Annotated in this window: 22 protein-coding genes, 1 tRNA gene and 1 pseudogene; 15 read left to right on the top strand and 9 right to left on the bottom strand. The window is 72.8% G+C overall.

What is annotated here, in order from left to right:
- The first annotated feature begins 31 nt into the window (after positions 1-31).
- Positions 32-673 carry a DUF305 domain-containing protein gene (locus P3X83_RS37665; protein WP_277310164.1) on the top strand — a complete coding sequence of 214 codons (642 nt, stop codon included), beginning with the start codon at positions 32-34 and terminating at the stop codon, positions 671-673.
- 15 nt (positions 674-688) lie between these two features.
- On the opposite strand, the gene P3X83_RS37660 is transcribed toward P3X83_RS37665, so the two are convergent.
- Entirely contained in the window at positions 689-1,105 is a 417-nt protein-coding gene (locus tag P3X83_RS37660; RefSeq protein ID WP_277310163.1) for an SsgA family sporulation/cell division regulator, read from the bottom strand.
- A gap of 514 nt (positions 1,106-1,619) precedes the next feature.
- Between P3X83_RS37660 and P3X83_RS37655 the strand changes: the two genes are divergently transcribed.
- Positions 1,620-1,889 carry a hypothetical protein gene (locus P3X83_RS37655; RefSeq protein WP_277310162.1) on the top strand — a complete coding sequence of 90 codons (270 nt, stop codon included), beginning with the start codon at positions 1,620-1,622 and terminating at the stop codon, positions 1,887-1,889.
- A 10-nt stretch (positions 1,890-1,899) separates the two neighbouring features.
- On the opposite strand, the gene P3X83_RS37650 is transcribed toward P3X83_RS37655, so the two are convergent.
- The gene (locus P3X83_RS37650) at positions 1,900-2,430 is read right to left on the bottom strand and encodes a hypothetical protein (RefSeq protein WP_277310161.1); all 531 of its coding nucleotides are present in this window, start codon (positions 2,428-2,430) and stop codon (positions 1,900-1,902) included.
- 152 nt (positions 2,431-2,582) lie between these two features.
- On the opposite strand from P3X83_RS37650, the gene P3X83_RS37645 reads away from it, so the two are divergent.
- Positions 2,583-2,891 (top strand): hypothetical protein, encoded by a 309-nt coding sequence (locus P3X83_RS37645; RefSeq protein WP_277310160.1) that lies wholly within the window; start codon positions 2,583-2,585, stop codon positions 2,889-2,891.
- A gap of 131 nt (positions 2,892-3,022) precedes the next feature.
- Here P3X83_RS37645 and P3X83_RS37640 read toward each other — a convergent pair.
- Positions 3,023-3,094: transfer RNA gene (locus P3X83_RS37640), tRNA-Val, on the bottom strand.
- A 688-nt stretch (positions 3,095-3,782) separates the two neighbouring features.
- Here P3X83_RS37640 and P3X83_RS37635 point away from each other — a divergent pair.
- Positions 3,783-4,118, top strand: a complete 336-nt coding sequence (locus P3X83_RS37635) for a hypothetical protein (RefSeq protein ID WP_277310159.1) — start codon at positions 3,783-3,785, stop codon at positions 4,116-4,118.
- Positions 4,119-4,221: 103 nt separating this feature from the next.
- On the opposite strand, the gene P3X83_RS37630 is transcribed toward P3X83_RS37635, so the two are convergent.
- Complete coding sequence (locus P3X83_RS37630) at positions 4,222-4,851, bottom strand: HNH endonuclease family protein (RefSeq protein ID WP_277310158.1); 630 nt, start codon at positions 4,849-4,851, stop codon at positions 4,222-4,224.
- Between the two features lie 572 nt (positions 4,852-5,423).
- Positions 5,424-5,798, bottom strand: coding sequence for an arsenate reductase family protein (locus P3X83_RS37625; RefSeq protein ID WP_277310157.1), 375 nt, complete (start codon positions 5,796-5,798; stop codon positions 5,424-5,426).
- A gap of 108 nt (positions 5,799-5,906) precedes the next feature.
- Between P3X83_RS37625 and P3X83_RS37620 the strand changes: the two genes are divergently transcribed.
- Complete coding sequence (locus tag P3X83_RS37620) at positions 5,907-6,431, top strand: flavin reductase family protein (protein WP_277310156.1); 525 nt, start codon at positions 5,907-5,909, stop codon at positions 6,429-6,431.
- 330 nt (positions 6,432-6,761) lie between these two features.
- Here P3X83_RS37620 and P3X83_RS37615 read toward each other — a convergent pair whose 3' ends face one another.
- Positions 6,762-6,920: a hypothetical protein gene (locus P3X83_RS37615; RefSeq protein ID WP_277310155.1), complete on the bottom strand. Its 159-nt coding sequence runs from the start codon at positions 6,918-6,920 to the stop codon at positions 6,762-6,764.
- Positions 6,921-6,967: 47 nt separating this feature from the next.
- Here P3X83_RS37615 and P3X83_RS37610 point away from each other — a divergent pair, with 47 nt between their 5' ends.
- The 3 genes from P3X83_RS37610 (at position 6,968) to P3X83_RS37600 (ending at position 11,372) form a co-directional block, all read left to right on the top strand.
- Complete coding sequence (locus tag P3X83_RS37610; RefSeq protein ID WP_277310154.1) at positions 6,968-8,695, top strand: MFS transporter; 1,728 nt, start codon at positions 6,968-6,970, stop codon at positions 8,693-8,695.
- Positions 8,692-9,540 carry an NAD-dependent protein deacetylase gene (locus P3X83_RS37605; protein WP_277310153.1) on the top strand — a complete coding sequence of 283 codons (849 nt, stop codon included), beginning with the start codon at positions 8,692-8,694 and terminating at the stop codon, positions 9,538-9,540. Before P3X83_RS37610 ends, P3X83_RS37605 begins: the two co-directional genes overlap by 4 nt.
- A 107-nt stretch (positions 9,541-9,647) precedes the next feature.
- Positions 9,648-11,372 (top strand): vWA domain-containing protein, encoded by a 1,725-nt coding sequence (locus tag P3X83_RS37600; protein WP_277310152.1) that lies wholly within the window; start codon positions 9,648-9,650, stop codon positions 11,370-11,372.
- A gap of 49 nt (positions 11,373-11,421) precedes the next feature.
- Here P3X83_RS37600 and P3X83_RS37595 read toward each other — a convergent pair whose 3' ends face one another.
- A complete protein-coding gene (locus tag P3X83_RS37595; protein ID WP_277310151.1) occupies positions 11,422-14,091 on the bottom strand; it encodes a CHAT domain-containing protein in 2,670 nt (889 codons plus the stop codon).
- A gap of 123 nt (positions 14,092-14,214) precedes the next feature.
- On the opposite strand from P3X83_RS37595, the gene P3X83_RS37590 reads away from it, so the two are divergent.
- From P3X83_RS37590 to P3X83_RS43395, 6 genes and pseudogenes are all read left to right on the top strand, one after another.
- Positions 14,215-15,507: a S8/S53 family peptidase gene (locus P3X83_RS37590; protein ID WP_277310150.1), complete on the top strand. Its 1,293-nt coding sequence runs from the start codon at positions 14,215-14,217 to the stop codon at positions 15,505-15,507.
- Between the two features lie 28 nt (positions 15,508-15,535).
- Complete coding sequence (locus P3X83_RS37585) at positions 15,536-16,114, top strand: sigma-70 family RNA polymerase sigma factor (protein ID WP_277310149.1); 579 nt, start codon at positions 15,536-15,538, stop codon at positions 16,112-16,114.
- Positions 16,115-16,119: 5 nt separating this feature from the next.
- Positions 16,120-16,656, top strand: a complete 537-nt coding sequence (locus P3X83_RS37580; RefSeq protein ID WP_277310148.1) for a hypothetical protein — start codon at positions 16,120-16,122, stop codon at positions 16,654-16,656.
- 89 nt (positions 16,657-16,745) lie between these two features.
- Positions 16,746-17,036 carry a hypothetical protein gene (locus tag P3X83_RS37575; RefSeq protein WP_277310147.1) on the top strand — a complete coding sequence of 97 codons (291 nt, stop codon included), beginning with the start codon at positions 16,746-16,748 and terminating at the stop codon, positions 17,034-17,036.
- Positions 17,037-17,046: 10 nt separating this feature from the next.
- Entirely contained in the window at positions 17,047-17,211 is a 165-nt protein-coding gene (locus P3X83_RS37570; RefSeq protein WP_277310146.1) for a Na+/H+ antiporter NhaA, read from the top strand.
- A gap of 122 nt (positions 17,212-17,333) precedes the next feature.
- Positions 17,334-17,447: pseudogene (locus P3X83_RS43395) on the top strand (hypothetical protein); the annotation flags it as partial.
- Between the two features lie 131 nt (positions 17,448-17,578).
- Here the strand turns inward: P3X83_RS43395 and P3X83_RS37560 are convergent.
- Together P3X83_RS37560 and P3X83_RS37555 are read right to left on the bottom strand one after the other, a co-directional pair.
- Complete coding sequence (locus P3X83_RS37560) at positions 17,579-18,193, bottom strand: hypothetical protein (RefSeq protein ID WP_277310145.1); 615 nt, start codon at positions 18,191-18,193, stop codon at positions 17,579-17,581.
- A 52-nt stretch (positions 18,194-18,245) separates the two neighbouring features.
- Positions 18,246-18,779 carry a hypothetical protein gene (locus P3X83_RS37555; protein WP_277310144.1) on the bottom strand — a complete coding sequence of 178 codons (534 nt, stop codon included), beginning with the start codon at positions 18,777-18,779 and terminating at the stop codon, positions 18,246-18,248.
- Positions 18,780-18,947: 168 nt separating this feature from the next.
- Between P3X83_RS37555 and P3X83_RS37550 the strand changes: the two genes are divergently transcribed.
- Entirely contained in the window at positions 18,948-21,092 is a 2,145-nt protein-coding gene (locus P3X83_RS37550; RefSeq protein ID WP_277310143.1) for an ATP-dependent RecD-like DNA helicase, read from the top strand.
- The last annotated feature ends 8 nt before the right edge of the window (positions 21,093-21,100 follow it).

The raw sequence follows: 21,100 nt of genomic DNA, 5'->3' as shown, positions 1-21,100 counted from the left end.
ATGGGGAACGTGGAGGCTCTGGGGCACGGTTGTGCTGGCAACGGCAGTCGCCGGTGGCATGGCCGGGTGCTCTGGTGACATCGGCGGCTCCGGCACCCAGGGGCCGGCCGCGCTCACGGCGGGGTCCGGGGCTCCGGTGATCGTTCCCGGTGAGCCCGGGGGCGCGGGCCGTACGGCGGCGCCCGGCGAACGCCTTGGCGAGCCCGAATCGCGGACCTCCGCCGCCGATGTCTCCTTCGCCGAGTCGATGATCCCGCACCACCGGCAGGCCCTGGAGATGGCCGCGCTCGTTCCGGAACGCTCCGCGGGCGGCCGGATTCCGGCCCTCGCCGAACGGATCACCGCCGCCCAGGGGCCGGAGATGGCGGCGATGTCCGAATGGCTGACGAGCAAGGGACGCCCCGTGCCGGGCGGTCACGATCACGTCGAGGGCGCGTACGGCATGGCCACGCTCGACCAGATGAACCGGCTGCGGGCCGCCAGGGGCGCGGAGTTCGATCGGCTCTTCCTGCGTTTGATGATCGCCCATCACCAGGGCGCACTGACGATGGCGCACGACGAAGTGCGCCGCGGCACCGACCGGCGCATGCGGCTGGTCGCCCGCGACGTCGTCTCCGGCCAGAGCATCGAGATCGGCCGGATGCGCGGCCTGCTCACCGCGCTCGACTCCTGACAGGGGGGCGGCCGGTCAGGAGCTCCACAGCATGTTGCTCAGCTCCGAGTCGAGATCCATGAAGTCCGTCTCACGACCGGCGGGGACCAGCTCGTAGGTACGGTGCAGGAACTCGGTAAGCGGCGCCAGCGGCACCTCGAAGAGAGCCTGACCGAAAGGGGAGGTCAGGCTGATGTGCAGGGTGCGCTCGCCGTCCGAGCGCGCGGGCCAGACTTGGACGTCGCCGTCACCGACGCGCCGTACGATGCCCACGGTCAGCAACTCGCGGGCGAAGATCCACTCGACCGGTTCGTCGTTCCCCACATGGAAGGCCATCCGGATCGCATACGGGTCTTCGGCCGTGTAGCTGAGTCCAGCGAGCAGGGGGACGGTGGTACGGTCGGGGACCACAAGCCGAAGGCCCAGCTCGGCGGAGACGGTGGTGCTGTTCATCGTCAGCCAAACCTTTACGTCGTCGGGTCCCCTCATCGGGGCTTTCACTGCTCTGACGGGCTTCGTCGCGAGCTATGACGCGGAACGAAGAAACCTGTAGAAAAGATTCCGCCTCCAGGCCCTTCTGTAACGCACATCACAGCCCGACATTTGGGCGCCTACCTGGTCAAACATCGACATCAGGCCCATGTTTACAAGGGTTTTGCGTGTCGCTGCGGTCCAGTGGCCCCGCCTAGCGGGACCTCTCCGACGAAAGCCCCTGCTCCGTTCGTATCGTGTCACTGTAGGTCAGCCTGATGCTATGCCACCGACCCCTCCTCACGCGCCCGATCCGGGACCATTCCCCCAACCCACCTCAGCCCCTGATCACCTCCACGATCTCGCCGCCCCCCTCCAGTAGGGGACGCCCGCGCCCGATCCGGCCTGGGCACCGCCGTCGCGGCGGGCAGGATCCGGTGTGCCGTCTGCGAATGAAATCTTGTGGGCACACATGATCTGTGTCACCCTTCCGCATGTGACCACGCAGAATTCGGCGCCGAACTCCGCCGCCCACACCCCCCTCCGCCGGTTCCGCGTCCCGGACGGCCTCTGGGAGGCCTACGGAAGCGTCTGCGCCCGGCTCGACACCGACCGCTCCGCCGACCTCCTCGCCCACATCGCGGCCGTCATCCAGGCGTACGGCGACGACGGCGAACTCGCCGCGCTGGAGCGGGCGCGGGCCGAACTCGCCGAACGCCGCTCCCGCCGGGGAGGCCGCCCCCGCAAGACCCCAGGGCCCGAGTAGCCGCGTCGGGTCACCTGCCCTTCGCGCGGCGCTTCAGCGTCCGGTCGTAGTCCTGGAACCGGGCCTTGGAGATCACGCTCCGGTCCGGGGCGCGCAGCACGATCCCCTCGTTCAGCCCGGGCTCGCCCGAGGTGGCCACCCGCGTGCCCCGATAGGTCTCCATGAAGGCGCGCATGCCCTCGATGTCGGAGGGCAGGTCGCCGCCGTCGATCTCGAACAGGCGCGGGGTGAGCGCCGGCCCGCCGCGGGCCGCCAGATCGCCGAGCACCGGCTCGGCGGCGAACTCCTGCCCGCCGTCGTGCCTCCACGAGGCGATGCGCTCGATCTCCCACGACAGCATCTCCTCCGGGATCGACGCCACGTCGAACAGCCGGACCGCCGCCTCGCCTGAGCCGTACTGCTTCCAGGCCGGAAGCTGCCTGGAGCCGTACACCTCCAGATACAGCACCAGGATCTCCCCGGATCCCTCCGCCCGCGTCGCCGACACCTTCTCCGCGACCTCGCGAAGCGGGTCCACGATGCCGAGCGCCGGATTGTGCACCAGTCACCCCGCGCGGTGAGCAGGTCCTCGCGGGACCCGATCAGCCACATGCCGTCCGGCGGCAGGATGACCCTGCCGTTGGTGCCGTCGACCTTCTCGGTCCCCAGGACCGTCCCCGCGTAGACGGTGGGCTCTTCGAGCAGACCGCCGTCATGCAGGACGCCCTCGACCTCTACGCCGAGTCGCCGCACGTCACCCACCCGTTCCACCCGCTCTCCCCGCCCCCGCTGCGATCCCGCGAAGAAGAACTCCGCACCCACTTCGGAATCGGCACCCCGCCGCAGGCCCGCAAGGGCGACGAGCTCGACTTCGAGTCGAGGACTGTCTGCGACTCCAGCAAGGGGCACGGATTCACGATGGACGCGAACGTGGTCGGCGGCGCCCACCACGTCTGGATCGATCTGTACGCCGACGATCTCTGGCAGGGCGGGCGTTACCGCACCCGGACATGGTGCGGCTAGCCCGGGTGCCGCTCCGGCGTCCATGAGGACCAAGCGTGGGCGGCTCGAAATGATCATGAACCCGTAGTGCACGGGCCTGGGGAAAGCAGAAAGCCCCGGAAGTTGATCTCTTCCGGGGCTCTTGATCAGGGTGGGCGATACTGGGATCGAACCAGTGGCCTCTTCGGTGTGAACGAAGCGCTCTCCCCCTGAGCTAATCGCCCGGTGGTGTGGCTCCCTCTCGGGGCCGACGGGAAAACCATACCGCAATCGCGGGGTGGTCGCGAAGCGACGTCCTGCCGCCGGCGGGTGGGGTGGCCGGGTTCTCGGCCGCTTGGCGGGGCGATCGGTGGGTGGGTTCGGGGGGAGACGCCGTCCGTCGGGGCGCGCGCGGTGAGGCTGAGAGTGGCCAAGCGGGTGCCTCCGGGGGCGTCAGGTGGGGGTGGGGGCGGCCGGGAGAAGTGTGGGTCGTAGGTCGCTTGGGGCGTGTGGGCGCGTTTTCGGGGTGGCGGATTACTGGGTGAGGCCATGGGGGGCTTTGTCGGTTTTGTTTGCCCCGGGGAGGCGAAGTCGCTTTTTCGTGACTCCGAAGGGGTGCGTCGGTTCGCTCGGCTGTGGGGTGTGGGCCGGCGCCGTTGGTGCAGGTCATCGGTGGTGTGGGCGGGTGGACTGGCCGGAATTCGGCGGAGTGGGAAATAGCTCCCACTCGGAAACGTCCGTTCGACCATCCGAAAAGCTGACAGATCATCAATTCCGGTTGATCTTTTTGGTGTTTCGGCAGTTGACAGACCCTTGTGACGAGTGTGTCCAGATCGTGTCCGAAGTTTGTCCAGAGCGGTTGTAACGCTCTTTCCGTCGGTCCGGCAGCACCGGCCGGAGCCGGCATAACCCCTCGAACACCTGGAGGATTCCATGAGGATGAAGAACAAGATCCTCGGGGCCGTCGCGGCGCTGCCGCTCGCCGGAGTGGCGCTGTTCGGCGCCGCCGCGTCGGCGTCCGCCGAGAGTGCTCCGCCCTGTCCCGTCGGATACGTCTGCGTGGAGCTGTCCACGTCGGCCATCGACTACATTCCGCAGGGTGCGACCAGGACCTACAGCCCGAGCGTGGTCATGCTGTCGGCGATCAACGCCACCAACCTCGACTACTGCGTGACCGGTAACCCCAGCTTCGCGCTGCAGTCCTTCTGGTCGCGTACCGCTACGCAGACCATCAGCTCCGTGGCGCCGGGCTCCGTCTGCGCCTCGTGATTCTCTGAACATATCTTCCCGTAGCGATCGGTCTTTCGCCGGGAAACGACGGCCCGCCTCCCCGATGGGAGGCGGGCCGTCTTCTCATGTCGACAAGTCGCGGTCAGCAGGTGGAGAGCATGCCGGACAGGGCGGCCTTCTCCGCGCTGTCGGTGCTCAGCCCCCAGTACCACTTGACCTGGATCCAGGCGCGGGCGTAGCGGCAGCGCTCGGCCGTCCTGGGCGGCTGCCAGGTGCTCGGGTCCTGGTCGGACTTGGCCTGGTTGACGTTGTCCGTCACCGCCCAGAGCTGCGGCCCGCCGAGGTCGTTGGCGAAGCTCTGACGCCGGGAGGTGGACCAGGACCAGGCGCCTGAGGACCAGGCCTCGGCCAGCGGCACCATGTGGTCGATGTCGACGTCACTGGCGGCGGTCCAGGTGGCTCCGTCGTAGGGCGAGTACCAACTGCCGGAGACCGCGGCGCAGGAGGAGTTGACCACGACGCCCGTGCCGTCCCGCTTCAGCACCTGCTCCCTGGTGTTGCAGGCTCCCGAGACGGTCGTCCAGTGCGGGAAGAGGTCGCGGTCGTAGGTGCTGTGGTGGGACTCCGCGGCCACCGTCAGGGCGGCCAGCCGGTCGGCCGCGGTGGCGGCCGACGGGATGTTCGGCGGGATCGCCGCCGCGGGCGCGGCGGTCAGGGTGATGGTGGCGATCGCTGCGGCTGCGGCGGTGACGGCGGAGGCGAGTCGGCGCACGACGTGCCCTTCCGACCGTGTCCTCGGTCAGAACCGGTGTCCTGATCGGGGGAGCGAGGACGAGCGGTCATAAAGGACAGTTGCACTCCAGTCCGGATTTTGCATGAAGCGACGGTTAATCCAGGTGGTAGTCGTGGAGATGCCGGCTCGGAGCCATATCGGATGCGAACGTATTAGGCCATTGGTCTTGCCGGATCGCATTTCCCGACATAACGTCCTAAAGACGCCCCGGCGAGGAGCGCCTCCGCACTGAACGCAGGGCGGGGGCGTGGCGTCGCCTCGGTACCCACTCGTTGCCCACTCCTTGCCCGCTCCTCGTGGACTCTTCGGACGCGATCCACGCCGTGCCGATCTGGCCGGGATTCGATCGGCTCCCCGATTTCGGGGGTTCCCAAGGCGGCCGTTGACACGCGTGGCCGAGCATCAACAGGCCGGGGGCGTTCCGCCCCCAGGAGGTGTCCTTCGACCTGGCCGCTCACCGCGCTTACCCGGATGTCGGCCCGCGCCGGAAGCCCCAGGCCGGACGTTCACCCCCGACTCCGCATGCGTGCAGGTCGTACCGGCGCCGGCGTTCAGGAGGGCGGTTCGGTCCGGCCGAGGGCGTCGCGGACGGCCTGCTCGGTGCGGCCGACCACGGCCGAGCCGTCGTCCGCCGTGATGATCGGCCGCTGGATCAGGACGGGGTGGGCGGCCAGCGCCTCGATCCAGCGGACCCGGTCCTCGGTGTCGCGCGGCCAGTCGGCCATGCCCAGTTCGGCGGCGACGGCCTCGCCCGTCCTGGTGATGTCCCACGGTTCGAGACCGAGCCTGGCCAGGAGGTCGCCGATCTCCGCCGCCGACGGCGGATCGTCCAGGTAACGGCGCACGGTGTAGCCCGCGCCCTCCGCGTCGAGGACGGATAGCGCCGAACGGCACTTGGAACAGCTCGGGTTGATCCAGATCTCCATCCCCCGATGGTCCCAGACCGGCCTTCAGAACCCGGTGAAGCCGGTCTACCGTGGGGAGTCCAGAATTGTCATGACCGCTGTGACTTTGTGCCCTTCTGGAGGCCATTCGTGGGTAGCGCTGCGTGGGACCGGGCGGTCGGCGATGACAAGTTCCGTGGCACCCTTCGCAGGCACGCCGCCGGGGTCGTGGTGGTCACCGCGGAGGCGGAGGGATCGCGCGCCGGGATCACAGTGACCTCGTTCACCTCGGCCAGCCTGCGCCCGCCCCTGGTGTCCTTCTATCTCGACCGGGAGTCGGGCAGCGCGCCCTGGCTCGGCGCGGCCGGGCACTTCGCGGTCAACATCCTGTCCGGCGACCAGCGGGAGCTGGCGGACCGGTTCGCCCGCAAGGGCGTCGACCGGTTCGCCGAGCCGACCCGCTGGCACCACGGGCCGTTCGGCGTCCCGGTGCTCGACGGCGTGTGCGCGAACCTCGTCTGCTCCGCCCACACGGTGGCGGCGATCGGGGACCACCTGCTGGTGGTCGGCCTGGTGGTGGAGGTGCTGCTCGGCCCGGGGAGACGTCCGCTGCTGTACCACTCGGGGCGTTTCGGGGGCTTCGACCCGCAGGCGGCGGCGGACGCCCGCCTCTAGTCGTCCGCGCGGCCGTGCCCCAGACCGTGCCCCAGACCGTGCCCCAGACCGTGCCTCAGACCAGGCCCTAGACCAGGTCGCGCACCGCGCTGGAGGGTGACGAGCGCGGGGACCGCGCGCAGCACCGCCTCGCGCTGCTCGGGCGGCAGGCCGGACAGCGCCTGCCGCGTCAGGCTGCCCGGGACTCGTCGATGAGTCGGGCGTTGCGGACCGCCCGCGGCGTGGGCAGGGCGCGGGTGGCGCGCCGGTCGGAGGGGTCGGATTCGCGGACTACCAGGTCGGCGGCGGCCAGATGCCGCAGCGCGGTGCTGACATTGCTCGGCTTGACCTTCAGCTCGGCGGCGAGCCCCCCGGGCTCAGCCCCGGCCGGGCGACGACGAGCCGGATGATGTCGGCCTCGGTCTCCGGCAGGGGATCGACGCCGGAGATCCGCCTGCTCGCGCGCACGAGGTCGCGGTTGAGGTCACGCAGGGCGGACCCGAGCTGCATCAATGCGGTATTTGTGTCCACATATTACCTGGGCCAGGCGCTGGCCCGTGGCGTTCGCCTTCGGCGGCCTGATGGCCTACATCTCCGCCTCGCCCTTCGTGCTGCAGGACGTGCTCGGCCTGTCCACCACCGCCTACACCGTCGTGTTCGCGGTCAACTCGCTCGGCATGATCTCGGTCGGCCTGCTCAGTGCGCGCCTGGTCGGCCGCCTGCGGCCGCGGACGCCGATGACGATCGGGCAGTGCGCGGCGCTGGGGATGTCCGCGGTGCTGCTGGTGGTGGTCGCGCTCGGCGCGCCCGCCGTCGTCGCGCTGCCCGTGCTCTTCCAGTGGGGAGACGGCCGCGCCGAGCGCGAACTGCAACGCGCCCATCCCGGCCGCCGCCGTGCCCGAGGCCCAGGGCACGCGCCCGATGGCCGGCGCCGAGCCGTTGCCCATGACGAGAGGCGTCGCGCCGACCGCCAGGACGCCCGCCTGACCGCCATCACCTCGTGGCCGATCCCGGATCTTCCCATGACCGGAATCGGGACATCCCCTATCCCGAGGGGATGCGAGATGACCGACACGCCGCGCACGACGGTGGGGGCGCCGGCCGGTGCCGGTACGCGGGCGCCGATGTCCGTGCTGGTCCTGGCCGTGGGCACGTTCGCGGTGGGCACGGGGGTGTTCGCCGTCGCGGGGTTCCTGCCCGCGATGGCCGCCTCGCTCGGGGTGAGCGAGGCGGCGGCCGGGCAGTCGGTGACCGTGTTCGCGCTGGCGTACGCGGCGCTGGCCCCGGTGCTCGCGACGATGACGGCCCGGATGCCGCGCCGGGCGCTGCTGGTCGGCGGGCTGTGCGTGCTCGCCGTGGCCGACCTGGGATCGGCCCTCGCCCCCGGCCTTCCCGCGCTGACCGCCACCCGGGTGCTCGCCGCGGCCGGGGCCGCCGCCTTCATCCCCACGGCGGGGGCGGCGGGGGCTGAGCTGGCCGGTCCGGAGTTCCGGGGCCGGGCGCTGGCGTTCGTGGTCGGCGGGCTGACCGCCGCGGCCGCCCTGGGGGTGCCGCTGGGCGCCTTGATCGGCCACCTGGCGAACTGGCGGGCCGTGCTCGCCGCCGTCGCGGGGCTGTGCCTGGCCGTCGCGGGAGGCGTCAGGGTGAGCCTGCCCCCGTTGCCGGGCGCCGGACGGGTGCCGCTGCGCGAGCGGATGGGCGTCCTGCGCCGCCCCGGCGTGCTCACCGTGCTGCCGCTCACCGTGCTCGGCATGACCGCGGCCTACACCGCGTACGCCTACAGCGTGCCCGCGCTGGCCGCGATGGGCGTGACCGGCACGGCCGCGGTGTGGATGCTCGCGGTCTACGGCGTGGGCGCGGTGCTGGGCATCCTGGGCTCCGGCCACGGCACGGACCGCCGGGGGCCGGTGAGCGTCCTGGGCGTGGTCTACCCGGCCATGGCGCTGGCGTTCGCGCTCTCCCACCTGCTGGCGGCCGGCGGCGGCGCGCCCGCCCCGGCCGTGGCCGCGCTCGTCTTCCTGTGGGGCGCCGCCTCGTGGGCGCAGACGCCTCCGCAGCAGCACCGGCTCATCGGCGCGGCGCCGGACGAGGTGCCCCTGGTCGTCTCGGTGAACTCCTCGGCGATCTACGTGGGCATCGCGCTGGGCACGGCCCTGGGCGGCGCGGCCCTCACCGCGAGCGCGGCCGCGATGTACGGCGCGGGGACGGTGACCGCCCTGCTCGCGTGGATCTACCTGATCGTGACCACGAGACGGCGCCGCGCTTCCGGCAATATGGATATGTGACTCAGACGATAGACCTGGGTGCCGCGTTCGAATCGCTCGTCGATCTCGTCGCGGACGGCGGGGTGGTGGTCCTCAGCGGAGCCGGGCTTTCCACGGAATCCGGCATTCCCGACTATCGAGGCGAGACAGGCCGCCGACGGCGGACCGAGCCGATGACCTACCAGGCGTTCCTGGGCAGCGCCGCCGCCCGCCGTCGCTACTGGGCGCGCAGCCACCTGGGCTGGCGGCACATCGCCCGCGCCGCCCCCAACGCGGGCCACCGCGCGGTGGCCGAACTCCAGCGACTCGGCCTGCTGGGCGGCGTCATCACGCAGAACGTGGACGGCCTGCACCAGGCCGCCGGCGCGCGCGGCGTGGTGGAACTGCACGGCGCCCTCGACCGGGTGCGCTGCCTGGGCTGCGGGCTGCGCAGCCCCCGGACCCTGCTGCACGAGCGGCTCAGCGCCGCCAACCCCGGCTGGGGCGCCGCGGTGGACCAGATCAACCCCGACGGCGACGCCGTGATCGCCGACGCCGTGATCGAGGCGTTCACCGTCGTGGACTGCCACGGCTGCGGCGGCGTGCTCAAGCCCGACGTGGTGTTCTTCGGCGAGAACGTGCCCAGGCCCCGCGTAGAGGAGTGCTTCACGATGACCGAGCGCGCCGGGTCGCTGATCGTCCTGGGATCGTCCCTGACCGTGATGTCCGGCTACCGCTTCGTGCGCCGCGCCAGGGAGCACGGCATACCGGTGGCGATCGTCAACCAGGGCCCCACCCGGGCCGACGCCGAGGCCATGGTGGTCCTGGACGCCCCGCTCGGCGCCACCCTGACCGCGCTCGTCGCCGGGGTCGGCACGGCGTTCTGACGCTACGCAGCCGATCGTTATCGGAGCGTATCCATCCCAGGGTGTATCAACCCTCGCGGCCGGTCCTCTGTCCAGTCGAACCGGTTCCGTGAGGAAGGAAGCCCGAGATGGAATCGATCGACGTCCAGGCCGCCGCGCGCGCACTGCTCGCCCGCAGCCTCGGCACCGATGGCGTGCGCGTGGTCGCAGAGGAGAGCGACCGGGTGGCGGGCGGGGCCGTCCACCGCTACTGGGGGGCCGCGGAGGGGCGGCCGAACGAGGTCCACCAGGTCGTCGTCGGGGACGACGGCGAGGAGGCGGCGCTCGCGGAGCTGGAGGGGGCGGCCGGTCGGGCGCTCTTCACACCCGAGGTCACCGCCGCCGCACGCGTCGCCTTGGAACGCTCCAGCCCCGTCATCGTCGACCCGGCGTCCAATGACCTCGTGCTGCGCGAGTGCGCCCGCCTCGACGAGCGCGTGACCGTGACGATCCCGGTGTCCGGCGTGAAGCCGAAGGCCGACGTCTACCTGCTGGCCGACACCACCGGCAGCATGAGCCCGGCGCTCACCGCGGTGCAGGCGGGGATCGACTCGATTCTCACGGCACTCGACCCCACCGTCTTCGACGTCGCGTTCGGCGTGGGCAACTACCGCGACTTCCCCGTGGAGGGCTCGGGGGGCTACGCCTTCCAGCACCAGCTCGCCCCCGGCACCGACACGGTGAGCGTGCGCAACGCCGTGCTCACCTGGTCGGCGGTGGGCGGCGGCGACGGATCCGAGGCGCAGCTCTTCGCCCTGGAGAACATCGCCAAGGATCCGGCGACCGGCTGGCGGCCCGACGCCCGGCGGATCATCGCCTGGTTCGGCGACGCCCCCGGCCACGACCCGGTGTGCGCGGCGATCTCCGGCGCGGGCGCCGACGTGACCGAGGGCACCGCCACCGACGCGCTGCGGGCGGCGGGCGTCACCGTCGTCGCGGTCAGCACGATCACCGGGTTCTACCCGGCGGGCCTCGACGACGACCCGGTGCGCGACGCCGGCGATTACACGGTGTGCACGATCGGCGGCACCTCCGGTCAGGCCACCCGCATCACCGGCGCGACCGGGGGCACCCACGTCATCGGCGCCGCCGCCGACATCCTCGCGACCCTGATCGCCCTGATCAAGGACGCGGTGACGGTGACCGGCAACGTGCGGCTCGTGCCCAGCGCGTCCATCGCCGGGTTCGTCGCCGGGATCGCGCCCGCCGGGGGCTACGGCCCGCTGCGCGGCGACACCGAGCACCACCTCGCCTTCGACGTCTCCTGGACCGGCACCGTGGAGTGCGCGGAGGACCCGCAGGTCTTCTCCGGCTCGCTCGACGTCGTCGCCGACGGGGCCGTGGTCGGCGGCAAGCCGGTGCGGATCACCGTGCCCGCCTGCGAGTACCACCACGTCGTCGAGGTCTTGTGCGGCACGCGCAAGCCGGTCGGCGAGCGGGAGTGCTCGACGGTCGCGGCCGGGCGCTACGCGACCGCGGTGACCATCTACAACCCGGGCCCGTGCCCGGTGCTGGTGGAGAAGCGGTTCGCGCCGGTCCTGCTGAACGGCAAGCCGGTCGGGCGGGAGCCCAAGACCGTCGAGGCCAAGCCGTTCGCGCGGATCCGGCTCCAGCCGGGCGAGGCCACCATGGACGACTGCTGCGCCCTCGGCGAGGCGGTCCGCCTGGACCACGCCACGCCCACGCTGGGAGTGCTCGACCTGGTGTCGGACCGCCCGCTCGTCGTGACCGGCGTCTACACCGCCGGCGGCGTCAAAGAGCAGACCGGCGTCCCCGCCGTCCACACCCGCGCGGTAGAACCCCGCAGGGCGTGACGGCACGGGCGCGGCGTCCCGTACGGCGGGGCGCCGCGCCCGGCGCGGATCACCCGGACGACGACGCCGGGGCGAAGGTCTGGTCGGCGCCGATGGCCAGGAACGCCACGGCGGTGGCCCACGCCGCGACGTGATCCGACATCGACCGCTGCGCGCAGGCCAGCGCGGTGGCCGCGGAGAGCCCCTGGATGAGCAGCCGGTGGAAGGCGGTCATCAGGGGGCCGGTCAGCGCGTCCTGGATGGCGATCACCGGGGCGACGACCTGGCGCGTGCCCTGCGCGAGCAGGGTCGCGCCCAGGCCGAGCACCTCGTCGCCCGGGCGGACGGCGGAGCGTCCCGCGTCGCAGGCCGCCAGCACCACGATCTGTGGCGCGGACGCCAGCCCCTGCAGGTCGAAGGCGGTCAGCGGCCCGTCGTGCAGGCGAATCGCGGAGAACAGCGGGTTGGTGGGGTGCACGCGGCCGTGCGCGGCCAGGTGCGCCAGGGCCGAGCCGTTCAGCGCCGACGTGACCGCCTCTGCCGTGGCCTCGGCCCCGACCAGCGGCGCCGTGTCGTGCAGCGCGGCCACGCTCCGCGCCTCGCGCAGCGCCTCCGGCAGGCCCGGCCCGGCGGCGGCGAGGACGTGGCCGGGCGAGCGGGGCGACACCAGCCCGGCGTGCCACAGGGCCAGAGAGGGCGCGACGGTCACCGGACGCCCCGCGCACGACGGCAGCACCGCCCACGGCAGGAACTGCAGCGCGCCGGTCGGCGCCAGCACCAGCGGCCGGTCGCGGATCTCCGCGCGCACCGGCCCGAAGAGGAAGTCGTCGATGCGGGCGGCGATGTCACGGAGCATGGCCAGCCCCGCCTCCCGGCTCGGGGCGGGGGTCTCGGGGCGGGCCAGGCGGCGCAGCGTGAACGGGATGTGGGCCAGCAGGTTCGGCAGCGGCGCGGAGGGCCCGAGCGTGGTCAGCCGCAGGCGGCCCTCGACCAGGGTGAGCACGTGCAGCGTGCCGTCCAGATGCACGAACTCCAGCAGCGCGGCGGGGCCCTGCGCCTTCGCCAGCTCCTCCACCCCCACCTGGGGGATCATCAGCACGTCACGGCCCGGCGGGTGGGCGCGGCAGTAGTCGCGGATCTCCCGCTCCAGGGCGACCTGGCGGTGCAACAGGCGGGCGGGCGCGGACCGCTCCCCGGCGGACTCCTCGATCTCGGCCACGGTGACGCGCAGCCGGGCCAGCATCGCCGCGAGCCTCGGATCGGACGGCGGGCGCACCGGCCGCGCCAGCAGGCTCGTCGCCCGGCCCTGCTCGGCCCACGACAGCACCTGGGCGGGACGCCCCCGCTCCATCGCCAGCCGCAGTCCCAGCTCGGCCAGATCCACCCGGTGCGCCGCCGCGTGCGCGCGCAGGTCGGTCGCCCCCCAGGTGGACTGGTGCTCGATCAGGATCCGCATCGCGTGCCCCGCCGCCGCGAGCGCCCCGCGCCCGCCGGGACGCGAGCGCCTGATCAGCGCCTCGGCGTGCCAGCCCATCGCGCGCAGGTTGACGGGCCCGCGCCGCCGCGCCACACTGACCAGGCTCAACTGCTCGCAGGCCCGCTGCACCCGCCCGTGCCGCAGGGCCAGATCGGCCGCCGCCAGCCGCGCCTCCAGCGCCTCCGCGGGCCACCCCGCCCGGCACAACTCGTCGGCGGCCTGCTCCAGCCGCCGCCCATCGGCCCGGTCGCGCCGGACGTCCCGGTTCTCGTCCAGGCGGGAGCGCAGGGCCACGTATCTGGCCAGGGCCGCCCACTCGGGACGCTGCTGGCGGGTGAACTCGCGCAGCGCCGTCCCGGCCTGCTCGTGGGCCCCGGCCGCGTCGCCGTCCAGAGCGCGGGCCCGCGCGAGCAGCAGCCGGGCCTCGGGCAGCCCGATCCCGCGCCGTTCCTCCTGGAAGGCCCGCACCGCCGCCTCGGCCGCCTCCCTTGCCTCGGCGATCAGATGGACCGAGAGCAGCAGCTCGCCCCGGTCCAGCAGTAGCCAGGCGACTTCGGAGCGCAGGTCGCGCAGCGTGGCCTCGGCCGCCTCGAAGCAGCGCAGCGCCGCCGGGACGTCGCCCCGCATCGCCCTGATCCACCCGAGGTTCTGCCGCACGAACGCCAGGGGCAGCCCCAGGTCGTGGCGCAGGCACAGCTCCTCGGCCGCGCGCAGGTCGCTCTGCGCCGCGCCGAACTCCTGCCTGCGCCCGTGCAGCACCGCCCGGTTGAGCAGCACCCGCTGCACCCACAGGTGGTCCTTCGCCCTGCGCAGGTGCGGCAGGGCGGTGCGGTAGCTGGACAGCGCCTCGTCGAGCCGGCCGAGCTGGTTGAGTATCGCCCCGCGCTGCGCGGTGGCCCGCGCCCAGGGCACCCCGCGCAGCTCGGCCAGCGCGGCGTCGATCTCCCGCAGGCCGTGGCGCGGGCGCCCGCGCACGTTGAGCACGAACGCCAGGGTCATCCGGGCCTCGGCGGCGATCTGCGGCGCCCGCGCCCGGTAGCCGGTGCGCACCGCCACCCGCAGGTGGCGCAGCGCGGTGTCGAGGTCCTGCAGGTGCAACGCGGCCAGCCCGAGGGCGCGCTCGGCCACGGCGGCCGAGACCAGGTCGCCCGCCGCCCTGGCGTCGGCGGCCACCCCGCTCGCCACGGTCACGGAGCGAGGCGGGTCGACCTCGGCCATGCGGAGCGCCGCACGGGCCCGATCGGATAACACGCCGGATTCCATGCAAGGAAGCATGAGCAAACACCGCGCCACCGGTCAACGGAATTTGCCGCACAGTAGGTGTATCAACCCATGACGAGCCTCCTCTGTGCCTAAGAGAAGGCCCGCCGACAGGGGAGTACGAACATGGGTCTGGCCAGAGGCAGAGTCGAGATCTACGAGAAAGACCAGCTCGTGGTGGTCCTGCCGCACCTCGGTGTGGTCCTCCGTCAATTAGACCGGATCGGTGCGGGCGTCACGGATCTCGATATCGAGCGCAATAGCCTGCTGCGGCTCGCGCGAATTACCATTCCCAATCTTTCCGGTGCGGTCGCCGCGCTTCTCGAAGCCGATCCGAATCTGGAAAGGGATCTTATTGAACAGCGCGGCGAGGGCAACGTCCACGAGATCGACATCATCCTGCGCGGCCTTCGGCTGCGCTTCCGGCGGGAGTACGACGACTGGACCCCGGTGATGGGCAAGAACCGGGGGGTCGAGGAGGTCAGGGGCGAGCCGTACATCAGCGGCGGCCTGGAGGGCGACCCCGCGCCCGCCGTCGCCATCGAGTCGCTCGGCGCGGCGCACGAGGGCGAGGGGGAGGGCGTGCGGGTGGGCGTCCTCGACACCCGCGTGTACCCGCATCCGCTGTTCCAGGACAAGTACGTCACGGCGGTCGCGCGCGACATGCTGCCCGCCGCGCCGGGCACCGAGGGCTGGGCCTACACCGAGGGCCACGCGACCATGATCGTGGGCCGGATCCTGATGCGCGCCCCGGCGGCCGAGGTGTCGGTGCAGGCGGTCCTGGACGAGAACGCCCAGGGCGACGCCTGGAGCGTGGCCAAGGCGATGGCCTCGGTGGCGCGCGGCAGGCCGCACGTGCTCAACCTGTCCATCGGCGGGCAGCAGACCGACGACGGCCTCGAACCGCTGATCTTCCGCGCCGCCCTCGGCGTCGTCTCCGACGAGACCGTCGTCGTCGTGGCCGCGGGCAACCACGGCAACGTCAGCAAGGTCCGGGCCGACCACCCGGACATGGTGCCCGAGGGGCTGCACGACAACTCCGCGAGCTGGCCCGCCGCGATGCCGCAGGTCCTCGCGGTAGGCGCGTGCGCCGCCGGCGGGGAGATCGCGCCGTTCACCCCCAAGGTGCCCTGGATCGGCGTGCTGGCCCCCGGCGTCGACCTGGAGGGGCCCTATTTGCGCGGCGAGGTCGTCATCCGGCACCGCAACGGCAGGGGAGAGCAGGTCGGCACCCCGAGATATGTCGGCTTCGGCGGGTCCGTCCGCTGGTCGGGCACCTCGTTCGCCGCCGCCGTGGTCTCCGGCGAGATCGCCGCCCGCACGATCCCCGGCCGCATCTCGTCACGCGAGGCGCTGGAACTGGCACGCCAGGACCCCGCCTCCCTGATCACCGGCTACTCCGAATCCCAGGCGCTGTGACGGCACCACCGTCAGGGAAGGGGCATCGATGCGTGACGACACCTCCGTCGTCGATCTCGTCACCCGTGCCCGCGACGGCGACCAGGAGGCGTGGGACCAGCTCGTCGACCGCTACATCGCGCTGGTCTGGTCGATCGCCAGAGGGTACGGCCTGCGGCGTCCCGACATCGACGACGTCAGCCAGGAGGTCTGGCTCAGCCTGCTGCGGCACCTGCCGCTGCGCGAGCCCGCCGCCCTGCCCGGATGGCTGGCCACGACCACGCACCGCGAGTGCCGCCGGGTCGTGGAAAGGGCCAGGAAGCGCGAGGACCTGGAGCGGTCCGCGCCGCGGCAGCCCGCCGTGGACGAGGTCGCCCGGCTGGTGGACGAACTGCTGGCGGCCGAGCGCCGCATCGCGCTGCGCGCCGCCTTCGACCGGTTGCCCGAGCCCTGCCGGACCCTGCTCGCCCTGCTCGTCCAGGACCCGCCGATCAAGTACGCGGAGATCGCGCGGCTGACGGGAACCGCGGTCGGCAGCATCGGCCCGCACCGCGCAAGGTGCCTGGAACGGCTGCGCAGGCTGCTGGCGGCGGGCGGCTTCGGCATGGACGACCTCACGGGAAGGTGAACATCATGTCCAACCGGCGGTCGGCGGACGAGGAACTGCTCGCCGCGCTGAAGGAGGTCCTGACCGGACGGCTCCCCGCCCGTCAGGGAATCCTCGGCGCGCTGCGCGCCGCGCTGTCGCGCACCGCGCCCGTCCCGCCGGACGCGGCCGGGGCGGCCAAGGCGATCTACACGCTGCGCGACATCGACTCCGAGCTGGCCGATCTGACCTACGACTCCGCGGGCCGCCGCGTTCCCGCCGCCGCCGAGCGCGGCAGCGTGGCGGCCGTGCGGACGGTCACCCTGGAGTCGCCCACGACGATCATCGAACTGGGGTTCACCGGCAGGGTCGTCGTCGGGCAGATCGTGCCGGTCGATCCCGGCGCGGGGCCGCCGGGACCCAGCGACCTCGACGTGCAGACGATGGGGGGCGAGAGCGCGCGGGTGCCGTTCGACGAGCTGGGGCGGTTCGAGATCGAGCCGGTGCCGGCGGAGACCTTCCGGCTGCACTGCCGCGTCGCCCACGTCCCGGGGGTCGTAACGACCGTGTGGATCCCGCGCTGACGGACGCCACGCCGCCCGCATGTATCAGCGATCCAATCTTCGGGCTCTGTAGAGGTATGTATCCGTCACAGTGGAAGGAAGTGCCGGTCATGCCGTGCTCAGCCGATCTGCTCCGCGCCGCCAGGGCGAAGGCTTTGTTCGTCAGCCCGCTGTCGGCGACCGGATCGCCCAGCGCCGAGGAGGCGACCCACGCGATCAGGGCCGCGCTGCGCGTCCACGGCGGCAGCCGGGGATGCGAGGGCGAGGTCGCCGCCATCTATGGGGATTACCCGGACACCGCCGCGAGCCGCATGCGCTGGGCCCTGGCCACGGTGGAACGGCTCTACACGAAACGGGATGTCGCGCCCGGGCGGCGCCTGCGGGCCGTCGTCGCGGCATGACCGGGCCGGCATGACATTGACGATCCGTGGCAACCTGGTCTGGGGCCAGGTGTTCGGCGGGGCGGCGGTCTCGGGCATCGGCTTCACCGAGTCGCTGTTCATCACCGACCTCGCCTCCCTCGACCGCGCCGTCTCGGAGGTGCGCGCCGCCGTCCTCGCCGCCCAGAAGGGCTGACCGGCCCTGGGGGGAACGCCCCTCCGGATGTCCGTGGACGGCCGGAAACCCCGGTGTCATGGTGGCTGGAGACCCGCGTGGAGATCGGCGGACGGACGATCGCGGCGGGGGAGACCGTGACGATGTCGCTGTCCACGGCCAACCGCGACCCGCTGCGGTTCGAGCGGCCCGCCGACTTCGACGGCACGCGGGAGGCGACCGGGCATCTGGCGTTCGGCCACGGCGTCCACCAGCGCCTCGGGCAGCAACTGGGCAGGAACGAGCTGAGCGCCGCGCTCGCCCTGCTGGTGCGCCGCATGCCGGGGTGCGCCTGGCGGTCCCCGCCGAGGAGGTCCCGATGCGGCCGGACGCCGCCATCCGGGGCGTGCTACGGCTCCCGGTCACCTGACAGGGGCCACCCCTTGGCGAGTACGAGATCGGCGGCCTGGGCGACGGTGAGATGGCTGGTGTCCACCGCTATGTCGGCGTGCCCGGTATCCAGGGCGGACCGCTCCACGTGGCGCAGCAGGCTTGCGGCGGGGAGCCCGAGGAGGTCGTCGCCGGGGAGAGGCGGGCCCTCGCCACGGCCACGCCGCAGAAGCCGCTCGGCGAGCCGGTCGGGGGCCGCCCGCAGCCGGCACACGACCGGCTCGGCGCCGGGGACCGCGTCGATGTAGAGACGGACGATGCCGTGGCCGGGCGCGTCGCCGGAGAGGATCAGACGGCGCGCCCCCATCGCCGCGTACTCCGCCCAGACGACCCCGAGCGCCCGCGCCCGCAACCGATGACCACCGGGATCGTCCGCGGGCGCGGGCGTGACGAACCCGAGCTGCGCGAGATCGACATACGCGGCGGTGACGCCGTCACGCACCAGCCGCATGAAGATCTCCCACCCCACCGACGACTTGCCCACGGCCCGCGCCCCGCAGACCCACAACAGCGGCACGCCCCTGGAACGGACGGCGGTGCCGGGGGCGTGAGGCTGCGGCAGTGGAGCGCTCATCGCCCTGGTCCCGGCCGGTCGGCGGGGCGGTGGGGGCGGGGCCGCGGGGCGCTCATCGGCCTGCTCCCGGCCAGTCGCCGGTCTGTTGACGGACCTGCTGGGCGACCTCGGTGATGGAACGGCCGGTGGTGTCCACGCACGTTCCTGGGAAACCGGCGGCGTCGAGGGTGGCCGCCATTCGGACGGCCTCGTCCACGCGGTTCGTGAGCCGGCCTCTGCCGAGGAATCGCCGCCGCAGCGTGTCGCCGTCGGCGCGCAGGCGGCACAGGGTGAGTGTGGCATGGCGGAGCCGTTCGGCGTAGGTCCGGACGACGGCCGGGCTCTCCGCGACCCCGGACAGCACCACGCAGCGCACACCCCCGGAGCGGTACACCGGGAGCAGCGCACCGAGGTTGCGCGCCTTGAGCCGATGCCCGGCGGGGTCGCCCGCCGGGGCGGGCAGGCACAGGCCGAGCTGGTCGGCGTCGAGGTAGGCCACGGCCACCCCCTCGCCGCCGAGCCGCGTGTAGATCTCCCACCCCACCGACGTCTTACCGACCCCCGGAGGGCCGTGCAACCACAACAAGGGAAGCGGCTTAATGCTCACCGGCCGAGGCTAACCGCGAACCCCGGGCACCTGCCAACCATTTCCGGCCGACCCCTTCCTTCGGCCGGGTGGTTCCATTGGTCGCGGGTCGGCGGGAGCGGGAATTGTCGCGGGACACGGGTAGTGTCCGGCGGGGAGGGCGGCGCCGGGTGGGAGGTGGAGGCGGGCGTGGCTGCGGTGGTGGAGGCGACCGTCGAGCGGCTGGTCTATGTGGCCGATGACGAGTTCACGGTCGCGCGGATGAGCGACGAGCGGCGGGCCGGGTTCGTGGCCGCCGGGCGGGCGCTGGCCGGGGTGCAGCCGGGTGAGACGTTGCGGATCGCGGGGGAGTGGGAGGAGCATCCCCGGCACGGCCGCCGCCTGGGGGTCAGGGAGTGCGAGCGGGTCATGCCGTCCACGGTGCAGGCGATCACGCTCTACCTGGGGTCGGGCCTGATCCGGGGCATCGGCCCGCGCCTGGCGCACGCCATCGTCAGCCACTTCGGCGCGGAGACCCTGGAGATCATCGACGGCCGTCCCGAGCGGCTGCGCGAGGTCGTCAACATCGGCGCCACCCGGCAGGCGCAGATCGTTGCGGCGTGGGCCGAGCAGAAGGCGGTCGCCGCGCTGATGGTGGTGCTGCAGGGGCTCGGGATCAGCCCGCTGCTGGCCGCCAAGATCTACCAGGTGCACGGCGAGGAGTCGGTCAAGATCCTCACCGACGACCCGTACCGGCTCATCGGCCGGGTCAGGGGGATCGGCTTCCACACCGCCGACCGGATCGCGCTGCGCTCCGGGGTGCCCGAGCACAGCCCAGCGCGGCTGCGGGCCGCCGTCCTCGACCGGCTGGAGGCGGCCGGGGCCCGCGACGGGCACTGCTTCATGCCCAGGCAGGCGCTGGTCGCCGCGGCGGCCCGCCTGGTCGAGCAGGACGACGAGCCGGTCCGCCGGGCCCTCGACGCGCTGGTCGCCGAGCGGCGGGTGGTGGTCGAACCGTCGCCCGCCGTCCCCGGCCAGACCGTGGTGTACGCCAAGGAGCAGCATGCCCGCGAGGTGGCGCTGACCAGCCACCTCAGGCGGCTGCACCGGTCCCCGTCCACGCTGCCGATGCGCTCCTACGCCGAGGACGACTCCCTGAGCGACGACCAGAAGGCCGCCGTGAACGTGGCGCTCACCTGCACCGTGTCCGTGCTCACCGGCGGTCCCGGCTGCGGCAAGAGCCACACCGTGCGGGTCATCGCGGCGACCGTGCGCGCGATGGGCGGCACGGTGACGCTGACCGCGCCCACGGGCATGGCCGCCAAGCGCCTGTCCGAGGGCACCGGCCTGACCGCGATGACCGTGCACCGGATGCTGGCCAGGGAACCGGAGCCGGAGGAGGGCACGCTGTTCCAGCAGTCGCCGGTGAAGGCCGACCTGATCGTCGTGGACGAGGCGTCGATGCTCGACCTGCACCTGGCCACCCGGCTGGCGGCGGCCATCCCGGCGGGCAGTCACCTGCTGCTGGTCGGCGACGGCGACCAGTTGCCCAGCATCGGCCCCGGCAACGTGCTGGCCGACCTGCTGCGCGTGCCGGAGATCCCGCGCGTGCGGCTGACCGAGGTGTTCCGCCAGGCGAGCGACAGCGGCATCGTCCAGGCGGCCCACCGCATCCGCGCGGGGGAGCTGCCCGCGCTGCCGGGCCGTGGCGGGTTCTGGTTCGAGGAGGTGGACGACCCCGCGCTGGTCGCCCGCCGGGTGGTCCACCTGGCGACCGAGGCGATCCCGCGCAAGCAGGGCGTCGGGCCCGACCAGGTGCAGGTGCTGTGCCCGACCCGCGGGGGCCTGACGGGCAGCGTCGAACTGGGCCGGGAGCTGCAGACTAGGCTGAACCCGCCGGGCGACGACACGCCCGAGCACTGGGCGGGGCCGGTGGTGTTCCGGGTGGGCGACCGCGTCATGCCCATCCGCAACGACTACGACAAGGGCGTCTTCAACGGCGAGACCGCCACGGTGACGGCGGTGGACGCGCAGGACCGCCTGGTACGGATCCGCACCGACGACGGCGTCGAGGCCGCCTACGCCTTCACCGAGCTGGACGACCTGACCCACGCCTACGCCATCACCGTGCACCGCTCGCAGGGCGGCGAGTATCCGTTCGTGGTCGCCCCGGTCACGGCCGAGGCGGGCGGGGTGATGCTGCGCCGCAGGCTGCTCTACACGCTGGTCACCCGGGCCAGGGCGTGGGTCGTCCTGGTGGGCGGCCGGGAGGCGCTGGAGACCGCGGTCCGGCAGCTCGGACGGCGGCGCAACACCGGCCTGGCCGCTCGCCTGGCGATGGCCCTCGGCGGCTGAGCCCCCCG

The organism is Spongiactinospora sp. TRM90649, from assembly GCF_029382225.1.
In the GTDB taxonomy this organism is placed as follows: Bacteria; Actinomycetota; Actinomycetes; order Streptosporangiales; family Streptosporangiaceae; genus Spongiactinospora.
The sequence above is the reverse complement of the archived record's forward strand: the minus strand, read 5'-3'. Positions and strand labels throughout refer to the sequence as shown.